We start from the raw sequence: 14,022 nt of genomic DNA, 5'->3' as shown, positions 1-14,022 counted from the left end.
GGGGGGTGAGGGGACATGCCGAGGGTCATTCGTGTGCACCCGGATGTCGACCCCGGGGTGCGCCGCGTGCGCGCGGGATCTGGTTTCCGCTACATCGACCCCCAGGGTGATGCTGTGGAGACCTCCGTGCGCGAAGATATCGAAGCCCTCGCCATCCCTCCCGCGTGGACCGACGTGTGGATCTGCGCCGACCCGTACGGTCATATCCAGGCAGTGGGCACGGACGCCGCGGGACGCCGACAGTACATCTATCATCCGCAGTGGCAGCATCGTCGCAGCCGTGGCAAGTTCGCGCGCGCTCTGGCTCTCGCAGAGGCGCTGCCGCGAGCACGCGGCCGCGTCACTCGGACGTTGAGAGCGGCGTCAGCGGGCGAGGATCCTGGGCGCGAGACGACACTCGCGGTCGCCTTCCGCATGCTCGATGAGCTGGCTCCACGAATCGGCTCGAGTCGCTACATGGAGCGACATGGCAGCCGGGGTCTCACCACACTGGTCCGACGAGATGCCAGGGTGGACGACGAGACGATCGCGCTGTCGTTTCCCGGGAAGAGCGGACAGCGCGCACAGCTGGAGGTGGTCGATGCCGAGCTCGCCGGCGTGCTCGCGGAGCTCGCCGCGGGCCGTCCCGGTTCACCGTTGCTCTGGTACCGAGATGGGCGCCGCCAACGACCGTTGACGCCCGCCGAGGTCAATGCGTACGTGCGCGAGCTCACGGGCGGTTCCTTCACGGCGAAGGACTTCCGCACGCTGCGCGGCACGATCGTCGCCGCGCAGACGCTCGCGACGCTCGGGAGCGCCACGACGCCGCGACAGCGTCGAAGCGCCCATGCGGAGGCCGCGCGCGCGGCCGCCGCTGTGCTCGGGAACACTCCGACGGTGGCACGCAACAGCTACATCGATCCGCGGGTCTTCCGCCGACACACCCAGGGCGAGGTGCTTGATCTCACCGTCTCACCGGAGTCCGCTCTTCGGCGCCTCCTTGCCGAGCCCCGGCGCGCCGCTCGCAGCGGCGGTGCACCGCGACGACAGAGAAGGCAGGGAGCGCGGTCCCTCGCGAAGGAGAGAAGGGTGGCGACGACATGAGTGGGATGCGGGAACTGACGATCGCGCGCGAAGGCGTACGGGTCTGGCTGCTCGACAACCCTTCGAGAGAGGGCATCGAGGACGCGGCGCGCGCTCTGGACCTGCAGCCGCTGATGGTCGAGCACCTCCGCCAGGGCAGGCAGGAACCCCGGTTCGAGAGCATCGGCGGCGTCCTGTCGCTCTCACTGTGGGATGCCACCAACCGGCGTTCCGGACGCAGCGGCGCTGACCCCCAACTCACCTTCGTCTTCGACGCGTCGCGACTGCTCGTCATGCAGAGCGGGCCGAAGGGTGCGCTCCGGGATGTGCCGCGTGCGCTCCACGACCACGAGGTGACCACGCCCAGCGAGGGCGTTTATCGGGTGCTGCACCAGATCGTCGACGACTACATCGATGCGGGCTCCGCGATCGAACACGAGCTCGACGAGGTCGAGGCGGAGGTGTTCGATTCCTCCGTGCGGGAGGACTATCGCCGTATCTACCACCTGCGCCGAAGGATCGGACGCATCGACCGGGCGATCACCGGTCTCGCGAACGCCATGCGCTCCGCGCAGACATCCCTCGATCTCGTGATGGCCGGTGATGCGGGCTTGCGGGAGCGCTTCGGGTATCTCGATCGCACGATCGACGGTCTCGCGACGCTGGCGCATTCTGCGCACTCGGCGCTGGACGCCGTCGTCTCCAGCCATGAGAGCAATGTCGCGACGCGGCAGAACCAGGACATGCGGACGATCTCCGCGTTCGCGGCGCTCCTCGCCGTCCCGACGGTGATCGCCGGAATCTACGGAATGAACTTCGACAATCTTCCGCCGTTCCAATGGGAGTTCGGATGGATCGTCGTCGTGATCGCGATGGTGGTCGCCGATATCGCTCTGGCGATGTGGTTCGTGCATCTCGGGTGGCTCGGTGGTGCCCAGCAGGCTCGCCGAGACGGCGACGACCCCTGAGCCGCGGCTACTCGGCCGTGGGTGTGATCAACTCCGGAATGAGCGTGATGCCACCATTGGCGTTGGCCGAGTTCGCCAGCGCGAGGATCCACTCTGCCTGGATCTCGTCCGGCTCGGCGGAGTCGAAGACAAAACGGAGCGGAATCGCCGGGTGCAGCCACAGCGTCGAACGTCCGGGAGCGTCGCCCTCCGGGTGCACCCACGATAGGGTGAAGCACTCGTTGCGCCGAAGCTTGGTCGCGATGACGACCTTGAGGTGTGCCAGTGCGCGATCTTCGATATGGATCGGCTCCGCCGCACTTCCGTAGTAGAGCGTTCCCATGTGGCTAGGCTACTCACACCCGATCAAGTTCGATAGCGCGTGTGGCGCGGTGAGGAGACGGCCCGTGGGCAAGTTCATCTACAACGGCAGCGTGAAGACCGAGATCGAAGACCGTGCGCTCACGCACCTCCAGCACGTGATCACGGCCAAGCTCCGTCGCGGTGAGCCGTTCTCCTTCAGCTGGAAGGAAGACAGCAGTGTCGGCGGCGGACGTACGACCGTGTGGGTTCATGCGAACAGCTCGCTCGTCTTCAAGTACTACGGCAGCAGGCAGCCGTCGATCAACCGGGCATGGATCGAAGCCCTCGCGTTCACGGCCAACGCCCCGACGGGCCTCTATCTCGTTCCCGAACCCACGGAGAACGACGTCGATGAGGCGGCGACCGGATCGAACGTCGTACCGTTTCTGAGCTGAGTCAACCCCCTGTCGGTGTCGAACGAGCGCGGGCAGGGTGGGGATCTCCACATCGAAACGGAGGACCTCATCATGACTGACTCGCTGACCGATCCCCGCACCGTCCACCGCTCCGCGGAGTTCCCCGCTCAAACCCAGCACCAGCCGGGCAAGACCGAGCCGATGAATCCGACGCCGGATCATGGCGAGGAGACGTATCGCGGAAGCGGTCGTCTCGATGGCCGTCGCGCCCTCATCACCGGAGGCGACTCGGGCATCGGACGCGCCGTGGCGATCGCCTTCGCACGCGAGGGCGCGGACGTGGCGATCGTTCATCAGGACGAGGAGCAGGACGATGCGGACGTCACTCTCGACCAGGTGCGCGCCGCAGGCCGAACCGGGGTCAGTCTCGCGGGAGATCTGCGTGACGAGGCCTTCGCGACCTCGATCGTCGAGAAGACACGCGAGGCGCTCGGCGGGCTCGACACCCTCGTCCTCAATGCGGGTTACCAGCATGATGTCGCCGGCTTCGAGTCGCTTGACACGGAGAAGATGCGTCGTGTGTTCGACACGAACCTCGCGGGGATGCTCTTCACCGCTCGTGCAGCGTATCCGACCCTCGAACCGGGCAGCAGCATCATCGTCACGGCCTCGATTCAGGCCTACAACCCCTCACCGGGACTTATCGACTACGCGATGACGAAAGCGGCCCAGGTGGCGTTCGTCAAGGCGCTCGCCGAAGAGGCAGGGCCGCGCGGCATCCGCGTCAACGCGGTCGCGCCCGGCCCCATCTGGACGCCTCTCATCCCCGCCACCGGGTGGGGTGAAGAGCGGGTGCGCACCTTCGGACAGGATGCGCCGCTGGGGCGCGCGGGGCAGCCCGCAGAGCTCGCGGGGGCATACGTCTATCTCGCATCGGATGAGGCGACGTACACCTCCGGTGCGGTGCTCCCCGTCACGGGCGGGAAGGCCCTGTGAGGGACGCGCTCAGCCGACGCGGGTGAAGACTCCCAGGCCGGAGGGCTCCTCGACGTGCTCGAACTTGTTGAACACCGTGAGGGTCACCCCGGTGATCGCTCCGCCCTCACGCGTGAACACCGCCGATGAGAGGGATCCGGGCAGCGTGTTCTCCCCGACGGGCGCGAACGACAGGGTGTCGCCGTCCCAGGGATCCAGTGTGAACGTGTAGCCGCCGTCCGGCCCCAGCGCTCCCTGGAGCGCCCCGCCGGTGTCGGTCACGGTGAAGGTGCCGAAGTAGTCGCTCGCATAGGTGCCGACGTAATCGGATGCGGGCCCCTGCGGCGCCGCATCCGCGGGAGGCTCTTCGCCGGCGAGGTCGCCCGCCGGTGCGTTGTAGTTCGCGAAGAAGCCGCTCATGACGTCGACCCAGTCGCGTGCGGGAGCCCCGTACATGACCGTCTCGACGAAGGACTGCGTGATGGCCTCGGGCAGGCCGATCGGTGCGCCGTTGGTGAGCACCACGATGCCGAGATCGAGGTCGGGGACCATCGTCGCACCTGTCGCGGTGCCGAGGCCGAAAGCGCCCGAGTGGCTGAGGGTGACGCGCCCGCCGGCACCCGAGCCGACGTTGATGCCGAACCCGTAGTGGCTGGGGCGCTCTTCGAGAGTGCTGTTGTGCGAGCTGACGATCTGCGCCGAGAACGTCTGGGTGAACGGCGCGGGATCGATGAATGGCGCGCCGTCGAGTTCCCCGTCGGCGAGCACGAGCGCCATCCATTTCGCGATGTCGCCTGCGGTCGAGGCCACACCCCCTGCGGGTGCCTCCGCGTCGGGATTGCGGTCGAAGAGCGGCTGGAAGTCATCCTCGCCGATGCGCGCGTGCTGCACGGCCCTGTTCTCCGTCTGGAGGAAGACCTCGTGCGAGGCGGTGGTCGACGTCATGTCGAGCGGGTCGAACAGCAGTTCCTGCGCCGTCTCCTCCCAGGTCTCACCTCGCGAGAAGGCAACCGCCTCGGCGCCGGTGGTGAGGCCGAAATTCGAATACTGATACGTGATCCGGAACGGCGCGAGCGGGATGTACCGCAGGTGATCGAGGATGTATTCGCGGTCGAACCCGAGGTCCTCCAGGTCGTCCCCGCCACCGGTGGGGATCCCCGAACGGTGCGCGAAGTAGTCTCCGATCTGCGCGTTCTCGGTGACGTACGGATCGTTCATCGCGAAGTCGGGCATGAGCTCTGAGACCGGCGTCTGCCACGACAGGTTCTCGTCCTCGGTGATGGCCTTGGCGATGATCGTTCCCGAGAGTGGCTTCGACAGCGAGGCGATCATGAACAGCGTTTCGGTGTCGACGGGGTCATCCGTCGTGTTGTCGCGCACACCGAACGCACCCTCGTAGATCGTCTCGCCCTTCGAGACGACGGCCACACTGGCCCCGGGAACACCCGTGCGTTTCATGCCGTCTTCGACGAGCGCGGGCAGCTGCTCCAGCGCTGCCGCGATGGCGTCGTCGCGGTCGACCGGCAGCGCGACGACGTCCTGGCTGGGTACGTCGCCGGTGGTGATGGCGATCGTCGCCGGAGAGGCGGATGCTGCGCCGAATGTGCATCCGGTCGCCCCGCCGATCAGCGCGATGGCCAGCACTCCGACGAGAGCCGGACGTGCGCGATGGCTGGTGTCGAGTCCCGCTCTGCGTGTGCCCACCGTCATATTGTGCGCGCCCGTGAGCCCGGTTGTCGATGGGTCCGCGAGCGGTGGCCGCTCAGTGCGCGGTGAACAAACGCCGGAGCCCGGCGATGCCCTCCTCTTCGAGCGCGCGCAACTGGATGTCCGCGCCGGTTCCGTGAGCCTGGATCGCGCCGAATCGAGCGTGCACGACCTCGAGGTCACCATGCGCGTCGAGACTGTTGCGCAGTGCCCGCACGAGCCCCTCCGCGATCGACGTCGCGGGGGCGACCTCACCTGTGCGCGGATCGACGAGTCGCGCCTGCATGCCGGCGCGCGCCGCCATCCAGAACGACGCATCGATGGCCTCGGACTCGAGCGCGATGGCCGTCGGAGGCTCGGTCACGAGTGCGCGGGTGAGCGCCGCCGCGAAGAGTGAGTCCTCCGTCGTCAGCTGCGCGTCGAACACACGCACCTCGACCGTGGGGTAGTTGTCCGAGACGCGCGCCGCCCACGCGATCGAGCCGCGGTCGATGGCAGCGCCCGTCGCCACCAGGCGATCGATGCGCCGCTCGTAGTCGTCGGCGTCGGCGAAGAGCGGCGGACACCACATAGTTGAGAGTCTGCGCAGCAGAATGCTGCGCCAGCTGGCGAACCCGGAGGGCTGATGCCGCCAGAACGGCGAGTTCGCGGTCAGCGCCAGAAGCACAGGCAGCCAGGGGCGCAGGGCATTGAGCGCCCTGATCCGATCCTCGGCGCCTGTGACCTCGGTATGCACATGGAGTCCGTTCACGAAGTGCTCCTGGGTCAGGCCGCCCATGAGGTCTGCGATCACGCGGTAACGCTCTTTGGGCGTGACAGCGGTAGAGCGCGGAGATCCATAGGGGGTGCCCGCGCTGCAGATGAGCGCATCGGCTCCTCTGGCGAACTCGCCCAGAGCCCGACGGAACCCGCGGAGCTCGAGTGCTGCGTCGGCCAGGGTCGTTGCGGGCGTCGTGGAGATCTCGACCTGGCAGTCCAGGAATTCCGCTTCGGAGTCGCCGCCGACGGGCGCATCCGCCTGATGTGTGCGCACAGCTTCGCTGTGCAGTGCGGCGCGAGCGGCCATGCCCCTCGGTGCGGGCGCCAGTGTGCGCCGATCGAGCACCATGAACTCCTCTTCGACGCCGAATCTCACCATCGTCCGCCTCGCACTCTCGCTCGGATGCTGCATGTGCCGCGACGTTCGCGCACGATGGCCGCTGCTGTCAACCCCCTTTTGGGGCGATATCGCGATCCCTATAGTCGGTATCTCCCTCACGGTGCAACAGTGCCGAGACGAAAGGAACGCAGATGAACATTCTCTTGGTCGTCGTCGTCGTGATCGCAGTGATCCTGGCGATCACTGGTGGCTTGGTGCAGTCGCTCAACTTCCTGCTCTGGGTCGGCCTTGTGCTGCTGGCCATCGCGGTCATCGCCTGGCTGATCCGCTCAATCTCGGGGCGCAACACCACGCGTTGACGCCCGTCACCATCGCAGACGAGGATGGCCGCTCCGGATGTTCCGGGGCGGCCATCCTCGTCTGCATGGGCGACGGATCGCGTGACAGTCCTTGCGCACGCGTAAGAAAGAGTGATTCTTTCCGAAGATCTGCCGGAAATATCTCGATTTCAGGTCGTTCCGTCCGCCACTATGAGGCTGTTTGATCGGATCTCCGCGCATCCTGCCGGGGGTCGCTATGAGGGAGCACTTGCATGACAGTGATGGGAATCGTGGTCGAGGGTGATCGCGAAACACGCGTCGCCGCGACTCCGACGACGGTGGGAAAGCTCATCGGGCTCGGATATGACGTGGTCGTCGAATACGGCGCAGGAGAGACGGCATCGTTCAGCGACGCCTCGTTCACCGAGGCCGGAGCGCGCATCGTCGACCGCGACACCGCATGGGCGGCCGATGTGGTGCTGAAGGTCAACCCGCCGACGGCGGCGGAGATCGCGATGCTGAGTGATGGCGCCACCCTCGTGAGCATGCTCAGCCCGAACCTGCGTCCGGACCTCATCGAAGCCCTCTCGCAGCGCGGCATCACCGCGATCGCTCTCGATGCCGTGCCGCGCATCTCGCGAGCGCAGTCGATGGACGTCCTTTCCTCGATGGCGAACATCGCCGGCTATCGCGCCGTGATCGAGGCCGCGCACGAGTTCGGTCGCTTCTTCACCGGACAGGTCACCGCGGCCGGAAAGGTCCCGCCTGCCAAGGTGCTCGTCGCGGGAGCCGGCGTGGCAGGGCTCGCGGCGGTCGGCGCCGCCTCGAGTCTCGGCGCGATCGTGCGTGCCACCGACCCGCGCCCCGAGGTCGCCGACCAGGTGCGATCGATCGGCGGTGAGTACCTGACCGTCGATGTGCAGGTCGATGAGTCCACCGACGGCTACGCCAAGGCGACGAGTGAGGCCTACGACCGCCGCGCCGCGGAGATCTACTCCGAGCAGGCGCGCGACGTGGACATCATCATCACGACGGCGCAGATCCCCGGCCGAGCGGCACCGCGTCTCATCACCGAGGCGGATGTTGCGAGCATGAAGTCGGGCAGCGTCATCGTCGACATGGCGGCCGCACAGGGCGGAAACGTCGCCGGCTCGATCTCGGGTGAGAAGGTCGTCACCGCGAACGGCGTGACGATCCTCGGGTACAGCGACCTCGCTTCGCGTCTTCCCGCGCAGGCCTCGCAGCTCTACGGCACGAATCTCGTCAATCTGATGTCCCTGCTCACGCCGGGCAAGGACGGCCAGCTCGTCCTCGACTTCGATGACGTCGTGCAGCGTTCCGCGACGGTGGTGCGCGATGGGTCGAGCACCTGGCCGCCGCCCCCGGTGACGGTATCGGCCGCGCCGAAGGCTGCGCCGGCAGCATCCATCCCGGTGCCCGAGCCCAAGAAGGGCATCAGCCGTGGCGCCAAGGTCGCCTGGTTCGCTGCCGGCATCGTCGCGCTGTTCCTGGTGAACCTCTTCGCACCCGACCCTCTGCCGCAGCACCTCACCGTGTTGATGCTCTCGGTCGTGATCGGGTTCTACGTGATCGGCAAGGTCGCGCACGCGCTGCACACACCGCTCATGAGCGTCACCAACGCGATCAGCGGCATCATCGTGGTCGGTGCGCTCCTGCAGATCACACAGCCGAACCTTCTCGTGCAGATCCTCGCGGCGATCGCCGTGCTGGTCGCGAGCATCAACATCTTCGGTGGCTTCGCGGTGACCAAGCGGATGCTGGCCATGTTCTCCAAGGGCTCGAGCCCTGCGGGCAAGTAGAGGAAGACCGAACCACAATGAATCTCTTCTCTGCGGAAGCCCTCGTCGGCGCGGCCTACATCGTCGCCGCACTGCTCTTCATCCTCAGCCTCGCCGGTCTCAGCAAGCACGAGACCTCGCGCGCGGGCGTCACCTACGGCATCATCGGCATGGCCATCGCCCTGATCGCGACCGTCGGCGTCTCGATCAGCGGCGCCTGGGGTGACCCTGCGGCCACGACCGGCATCGTCCTGCTCTTCGCCGCCGTCATCGTCGGTGCGGCGATCGGACTCTGGCGTGCCCGCGTCGTCGAGATGACCGGGATGCCCGAACTGATCGCGCTGCTGCACAGCTTCGTCGGTCTCGCCGCGGTCATCGTCGGATGGAACGGACATCTCAACCCGCCGGCGCTCACGGGCGCCCTGAGCGACATCCACCACGCGGAGGTCTTCATCGGCGTCTTCATCGGCGCCGTGACCTTCACAGGATCCATCGTCGCCTACCTGAAGCTGTCGGCGAAGATCTCGTCGAAGCCGCTCATGCTGCCGGGCAAGAACGTGCTGAACGTGCTCGCGCTCGCCGCGTTCCTCGTGCTCACGGTCTGGTACGTCATCGATTCGCAGCTCTGGCTGCTGATCGCCGTGACCGTGGTCGCGCTGGCGCTCGGATGGCACCTCGTGGCATCCATCGGCGGCGGCGACATGCCGGTGGTCGTCTCGATGCTCAACAGCTATTCCGGATGGGCGGCGGCCGCAGCCGGCTTCCTGCTCAACAACGACCTGCTGATCGTCACGGGCGCGCTCGTGGGATCCTCGGGTGCCTACCTGTCGTACATCATGTGCAAGGCGATGAACCGCTCGTTCTTCTCGGTCATCCTGGGCGGCTTCGGGATCGTCGCCACCCGCGGCGACGAGGAAGAGCATGGCGAGCACCGTGAGGTGAACGCTGAGGAGGTCGCGCGAATGCTGCAGGGGGCGAAGAGCGTCGTCATCACCCCCGGCTACGGCATGGCCGTCGCGCAGGCGCAGTACCCGGTTGCGGAGCTCACCTCGCGTCTGCGCGACCACGGCGTCGATGTGCGCTTCGGCATCCACCCTGTCGCCGGCCGTCTGCCGGGGCACATGAACGTGCTGCTGGCGGAGGCGAAGGTGCCGTACGACATCGTGCTCGAGATGGACGAGGTGAACGACGATCTCGCCGCCACCAGTGTCGTTCTCGTGATCGGCGCGAACGACACCGTCAATCCCGCCGCCGCGGAGGATCCGGGCAGCCCCATCGCAGGCATGCCAGTGCTGCGGGTGTGGGAGGCGGAGAACGTCGTCGTGTTCAAACGCTCCATGGCCTCGGGCTACGCCGGCGTGCAGAACCCTCTGTTCTTCCGCGACAACGCGCAGATGCTCTTCGGAGATGCCAAGGAGCGGGTGGAGGACATCCTGCGCGCGCTTTGATGAACGTCGAATGAAGGGCGGATGCTGTCTCGGGAAGTTTCGGTGACAGCATCCGCCTTTCCTTGCGTTGCGGGGCACCCCTTCGGTATGTGAGCGGCGGATGCGACAATGTGCGCATGGGGGAGTACGAGGGAGAACTGGAGTCGGTACGCGTCGCGCGCGTGCTGCGGGAAGAGATCATCATCGGCGACCGCGAACCGGGGACCCGCCTTGTCGAACGCGATATCGCCGCCGCGATGAACGTGAGCCGTCTGCCGGTGCGGGAGGCGATCAAGCAGCTCGCCGCGGAGGGGATGGTGATCGCGAAGCCGCGTTCGGGAGCGGTCGTGCGGCAGTTCACTCTGCAGGACATCGACGACTTTGCGGAACTGCGAGAGGCGATCGAGACGCTGACGTTCGTCCTCGCCGCCAAGCGGCACACGCCCGAGGGGCTTGCCGCGCTGCGCGAGGTCATCGATCGGCAGCGTGCGGCTGTGGGAGCGGACGATCTGCGGGCGGCGTGGAGTGCCTCATCCGACTTCCACATCCTGGTCACGCGGCTGGCCGGAAACGCCATGGTCAACGAGATGGTCGCCGGAATGGCTCCACGCCTGCGCTGGATCTTCGGTCACCACGAAGACCTGGCTGGCATGGTCGAGGCGCACGAGGCGATCTTCGCCGCCGTCGAGCAGCGCGATACCGAACGGGTGCGGGGGCTCGTCATCGACCATCTGGAGTCCGGGCGTCAAGAGGCCATCGAGAGGCTGAACGCACGCACGATGTGGTCGATCTGAGCCGCAGAACCGGATTCCTCGATCAAGACCCGTGGCTGATCGCCGGCATTGGGCGTACTCTCTGAGCAACCTATCCGTGCTGGTTCGTGCTTGCCTGGGGGCTGCGTGCGCATCGTTGCATTTCTGGCTGGACTGATTCTGCTGATCTCCGGTGGTGTCGTGCTCGTCGTCGCGGATCGGGCGCGGGTGGATGACATCGACCGGCTGCGCGCGATCGCTGACGCGCAGGTCGATCGCCTGCGCACCGCGCATACGACGAATGCGCGGCTGTCCAGTGAGCTGCTGCCGCTGCGCCAGCAGCTCTCGATCGACGAGGCCGTGCTCCGCGACACCACGGGGTTGCTTCCGTGAAGCCGTGGCGGGTCCTGGCGATCGGCACTGTCGCGGTGGCGATCACCGCAGGAGCCGTCGTCGCGCGATCATCCGATCTCTCCGCGCAGCGGGAGCAGCTCGCTGCCCAGATCGTTCGAGTGGACAAGCTTGCCGATGCGGCGGAGCGACGGGGACTGTGGCTGCACGCGCAGGTGGAGAGTGCCGAGAAGGCGGCGACGGTGGTCAGCGAGCTCGCGTCACTTCGTCCGTCGTTCGATGCGGCGGTCGCATCCGCGTCTGAAGCGCTGACGGCCGCGGCCGGGAAAGTCGATGCGGATGCGGCACGCGCGGCGATCCGGGCCGTGCAGGCGGCGGTGCTGGCGGAGCGGGAGACTCCGGCGACGGTGGTCGCCGCAACCGCGACGGTCTCGGCGATCGCGTCAGCCGTCACAGGAGAGGCGGCGGCGTACGATGCGGCCGTCCGCGAGGTGGCATCTGGAGGAGGGGAGTCATCGCCGGCGGGCGCATCCGGATTCGACCGCGTGCGTCAGGCACTCGATCGCGTCGGGGGTGGCGGAGTGCCCCTGTACGAGTCCGGCGACTGCGCGGGCGGAAACTCTCCGGCGTGCGCGAGCAGTGAGGGCTACATCAAGTACCGAGCGGATCTGACCGACTGGGATGAGAATCGACTGCTCTGGGCGATGGCGCACGAGCTGGCGCACATTCACCAGTTCCGTGTGTGGGGTGATCTGAACGCGTCCAACGCATACGTGCAGTACTTCGGCGCGGATCCCGAGTTCCTGGCGAACTGCATGGCTGCGGTGCGCGGCTACCCCGGAAGCGTCGGCTGCGACCCCGGCCAACAGGAATGGGCGGCGGGGATCTGGGTCGGGGTGGTCGGCTGACCGTCGTCAGGCCACGGGGGGCATCGGCGTCGTCGTGTCGATGGCCTCCCGCAACGGGCCGCGCATCGCACGCCAGTAGCCGGTGGGCGCGACGCGGACGAGGGCATCGATCAGACGTGCTTCGCGACCGACCATCACTCGCGCCTTTCGCTGGATCGTTCCGCGCACGATCTGTTCTGCCGCGTCATCGGGATCGGTCGTGTACATCGCCGCCTGTGCAGCGGCGGCTCGTGAGGCGACGTTCGGATCGATCGCCGCGGCGTACCGCCCGTGCAGGATGATCCCCGTGCGAACGCCCGCGGGGTAGACGGCGCCGACGGTGATGCGTGTGTTCTCGAGTTCGTGCCGCAGGGCCTCCGAGAATGCGCGCACGGCGTACTTGCTCATCGCATAGGGGATGCGACCGGCGGGGGAGGCGAGCGCGTAGACGCTCGCGAGGTGCGTGATGTGCGCCTCCGGCGCGCGGCGCAATGCCGGCAGCAGCGCCTGGGTGATCGAGACCGTGCCCCACAGGTTCACATCCATGAGCCAGCGCATCTCTTCCATCGTGAGCTGCTCAAGCGATCCCAGCATCGACGATCCGGCGCAGGTGATCAGCGTCTGGATGTGCGGATGCTGCCCCATGACCTCCTCCGCGACCGCCTGGACGGCGGTGTCGTCGCGAAGGTCGACGGTGTGCGTTGTGACGTGCGTCGCGGCCAGTTCGCCGGCGAGGTCTTCGAGGCCCCCGGAGTCCCGGTCGATCAACGCCAGATGTGCACCGCGAGTCGCAAGATTGCGTGCAATCTCGGCTCCCATACCGCTCGCGGCGCCGGTGATCACACTGGTCGCACCCGCAACCTTCAGTCGGGGCATTTCTCCTCCTTGAGACGCACGCACCATCGCGGCCCTCCGCGTCCGTCGAGTTCGGGTGTCGGCACGCGTCTTCCCTATTCTGACTCACACTGCGGCGGTGTGGAACGGGTACGCTCGGAGCGAGGGAGGTAGCGGTGGGACGGACAGCGGATGCGATCGCCGAAGGCGTGGCGATCGCCACGTCGGCTGCGCGGTTGGCTGTCAAGAACCGCATCCTCGTCAGCACGATCGCTCACGATGAGTCGTTCAACGTCGACGCCTACGTGACCGATGCCCGTGAGGCGATCCTCGCCCTGGCCAAGGAAGCCGAAGAGGCGGCCGAGATGACGACCCGTCTGCGCAAGCGCGCGCACGGTCGGTACTCTGATCCGCGAGGCACCCACGACTACCGCGACCGAGATGTGCGCAATCTGCGTCGTCGTGCCAAGCAGTCCGCCGGTGTGGCTCAGCGTCTGCGTGCGTTCGCCGATGACCTCAACGAGCTGCGTGCGCTGGTCGAGCAGGCGCGCGAAGCGGCATGGGCGGATGTCGCGACGAACCTCGAACGACGACTGCAGGTTGAGGGCATGCGTCCCGACCAGGACCCGGACTACGAAGTCATGCGCGAAGCGCGGATGCAGGCGCTCCGTCTGGTCGATCTGCAGGAGCTCGCCTCGGATGCCAGAGCGAAGCGCAAGCGCGAAGCGGCCGCCGCCAAGAAGGAAGAAGCCGCTGTCGCGAAAGACGCCCGTAGCGCTCGCAAGCAGAAATAGTCGCTGAGCAGGACTTTCTGCGCGACGCGCGCGGGCGTCTTCGCTCAGTTTCACTTTCCGGTAGGTCCTGGGGTATTGTTGACGAGGCCCGCTACGCGGGAAGTTTTCGAAAGAAAACGATGCGCCCCTAGCTCAATGGATAGAGCATCTGACTACGGATCAGAAGGTTGGGGGTTCGAGTCCCTCGGGGCGCACCACCAAGAAAACCCCGTCGCGTGAGCGGCGGGGTTTTCTCGTTCGCCTCCGCTCGTTGAGCGTACCGCCTCCGTTCGTTGAGCCAGCGGAGCGAGACGAACGCGCGCGGACAGGGCGGCATTCGGAGGAGAGTTCGGTCGGTTCTGCGACGGGA

The 14,022-nt window shown here is 66.9% G+C and carries 15 protein-coding genes and 1 tRNA gene; 12 read left to right on the top strand and 4 right to left on the bottom strand.

The window, feature by feature from the left end; genetic code table 11:
• Positions 1 to 15: 15 nt before the first annotated feature.
• Both JOD62_RS04700 and JOD62_RS04695 read left to right on the top strand, forming a co-directional pair.
• A complete protein-coding gene (locus JOD62_RS04700) occupies positions 16 to 1,083 on the top strand; it encodes a DNA topoisomerase IB (RefSeq protein WP_204938170.1) in 1,068 nt (355 codons plus the stop codon).
• On the top strand, positions 1,080 to 2,030 hold the full coding sequence (locus tag JOD62_RS04695) for a CorA family divalent cation transporter (RefSeq protein WP_204938169.1): 951 nt from the start codon (positions 1,080 to 1,082) through the stop codon (positions 2,028 to 2,030). Before JOD62_RS04700 ends, JOD62_RS04695 begins: the two co-directional genes overlap by 4 nt.
• Before the next feature lie 7 nt (positions 2,031 to 2,037).
• On the opposite strand, the gene JOD62_RS04690 is transcribed toward JOD62_RS04695, so the two are convergent.
• Entirely contained in the window at positions 2,038 to 2,352 is a 315-nt protein-coding gene (locus tag JOD62_RS04690; RefSeq protein ID WP_204938168.1) for a DUF7882 family protein, read from the bottom strand.
• A 64-nt stretch (positions 2,353 to 2,416) separates the two neighbouring features.
• On the opposite strand from JOD62_RS04690, the gene JOD62_RS04685 reads away from it, so the two are divergent.
• Together JOD62_RS04685 and JOD62_RS04680 are read left to right on the top strand one after the other, a co-directional pair.
• A complete protein-coding gene (locus JOD62_RS04685) occupies positions 2,417 to 2,767 on the top strand; it encodes a DUF7882 family protein (protein WP_204938167.1) in 351 nt (116 codons plus the stop codon).
• 72 nt (positions 2,768 to 2,839) lie between these two features.
• On the top strand, positions 2,840 to 3,724 hold the full coding sequence (locus tag JOD62_RS04680; RefSeq protein WP_204938166.1) for an SDR family oxidoreductase: 885 nt from the start codon (positions 2,840 to 2,842) through the stop codon (positions 3,722 to 3,724).
• 9 nt (positions 3,725 to 3,733) lie between these two features.
• Here the strand turns inward: JOD62_RS04680 and JOD62_RS04675 are convergent, their stop codons facing one another.
• Complete coding sequence (locus JOD62_RS04675) at positions 3,734 to 5,407, bottom strand: serine hydrolase (protein WP_271171448.1); 1,674 nt, start codon at positions 5,405 to 5,407, stop codon at positions 3,734 to 3,736.
• Positions 5,408 to 5,465: 58 nt separating this feature from the next.
• Entirely contained in the window at positions 5,466 to 6,548 is a 1,083-nt protein-coding gene (locus tag JOD62_RS04670; RefSeq protein ID WP_204938164.1) for a carboxylate-amine ligase, read from the bottom strand.
• A 152-nt stretch (positions 6,549 to 6,700) separates the two neighbouring features.
• Here JOD62_RS04670 and JOD62_RS04665 point away from each other — a divergent pair, with 152 nt between their 5' ends.
• From JOD62_RS04665 to JOD62_RS04640, 6 genes are all read left to right on the top strand, one after another.
• A complete protein-coding gene (locus JOD62_RS04665; protein WP_204938163.1) occupies positions 6,701 to 6,868 on the top strand; it encodes a hypothetical protein in 168 nt (55 codons plus the stop codon).
• A 233-nt stretch (positions 6,869 to 7,101) separates the two neighbouring features.
• On the top strand, positions 7,102 to 8,649 hold the full coding sequence (locus tag JOD62_RS04660) for a Re/Si-specific NAD(P)(+) transhydrogenase subunit alpha (RefSeq protein ID WP_204938162.1): 1,548 nt from the start codon (positions 7,102 to 7,104) through the stop codon (positions 8,647 to 8,649).
• A 17-nt stretch (positions 8,650 to 8,666) separates the two neighbouring features.
• A complete protein-coding gene (gene pntB, locus JOD62_RS04655) occupies positions 8,667 to 10,076 on the top strand; it encodes a Re/Si-specific NAD(P)(+) transhydrogenase subunit beta (RefSeq protein ID WP_204938161.1) in 1,410 nt (469 codons plus the stop codon).
• A gap of 116 nt (positions 10,077 to 10,192) precedes the next feature.
• On the top strand, positions 10,193 to 10,849 hold the full coding sequence (locus JOD62_RS04650) for a GntR family transcriptional regulator (RefSeq protein ID WP_204938160.1): 657 nt from the start codon (positions 10,193 to 10,195) through the stop codon (positions 10,847 to 10,849).
• 105 nt (positions 10,850 to 10,954) lie between these two features.
• The gene (locus JOD62_RS04645) at positions 10,955 to 11,200 is read left to right on the top strand and encodes a hypothetical protein (protein ID WP_204938159.1); all 246 of its coding nucleotides are present in this window, start codon (positions 10,955 to 10,957) and stop codon (positions 11,198 to 11,200) included.
• The gene (locus tag JOD62_RS04640) at positions 11,197 to 12,066 is read left to right on the top strand and encodes a hypothetical protein (protein WP_271171447.1); all 870 of its coding nucleotides are present in this window, start codon (positions 11,197 to 11,199) and stop codon (positions 12,064 to 12,066) included. Before JOD62_RS04645 ends, JOD62_RS04640 begins: the two co-directional genes overlap by 4 nt.
• Positions 12,067 to 12,072: 6 nt before the next feature.
• Here the strand turns inward: JOD62_RS04640 and JOD62_RS04635 are convergent, their stop codons facing one another.
• On the bottom strand, positions 12,073 to 12,921 hold the full coding sequence (locus JOD62_RS04635; RefSeq protein WP_204938158.1) for an SDR family NAD(P)-dependent oxidoreductase: 849 nt from the start codon (positions 12,919 to 12,921) through the stop codon (positions 12,073 to 12,075).
• A 134-nt stretch (positions 12,922 to 13,055) separates the two neighbouring features.
• Here JOD62_RS04635 and JOD62_RS04630 point away from each other — a divergent pair, with 134 nt between their 5' ends.
• The gene (locus JOD62_RS04630) at positions 13,056 to 13,673 is read left to right on the top strand and encodes an asparagine synthase (RefSeq protein ID WP_204938157.1); all 618 of its coding nucleotides are present in this window, start codon (positions 13,056 to 13,058) and stop codon (positions 13,671 to 13,673) included.
• 121 nt (positions 13,674 to 13,794) lie between these two features.
• Positions 13,795 to 13,870: transfer RNA gene (locus tag JOD62_RS04625), tRNA-Arg, on the top strand.
• The last annotated feature ends 152 nt before the right edge of the window (positions 13,871 to 14,022 follow it).

It is taken from the genome of Microbacterium keratanolyticum, assembly GCF_016907255.1.
GTDB lineage: Bacteria > Actinomycetota > Actinomycetes > Actinomycetales > Microbacteriaceae > Microbacterium > Microbacterium keratanolyticum.
The sequence above is the reverse complement of the archived record's forward strand: the minus strand, read 5'-3'. Positions and strand labels throughout refer to the sequence as shown.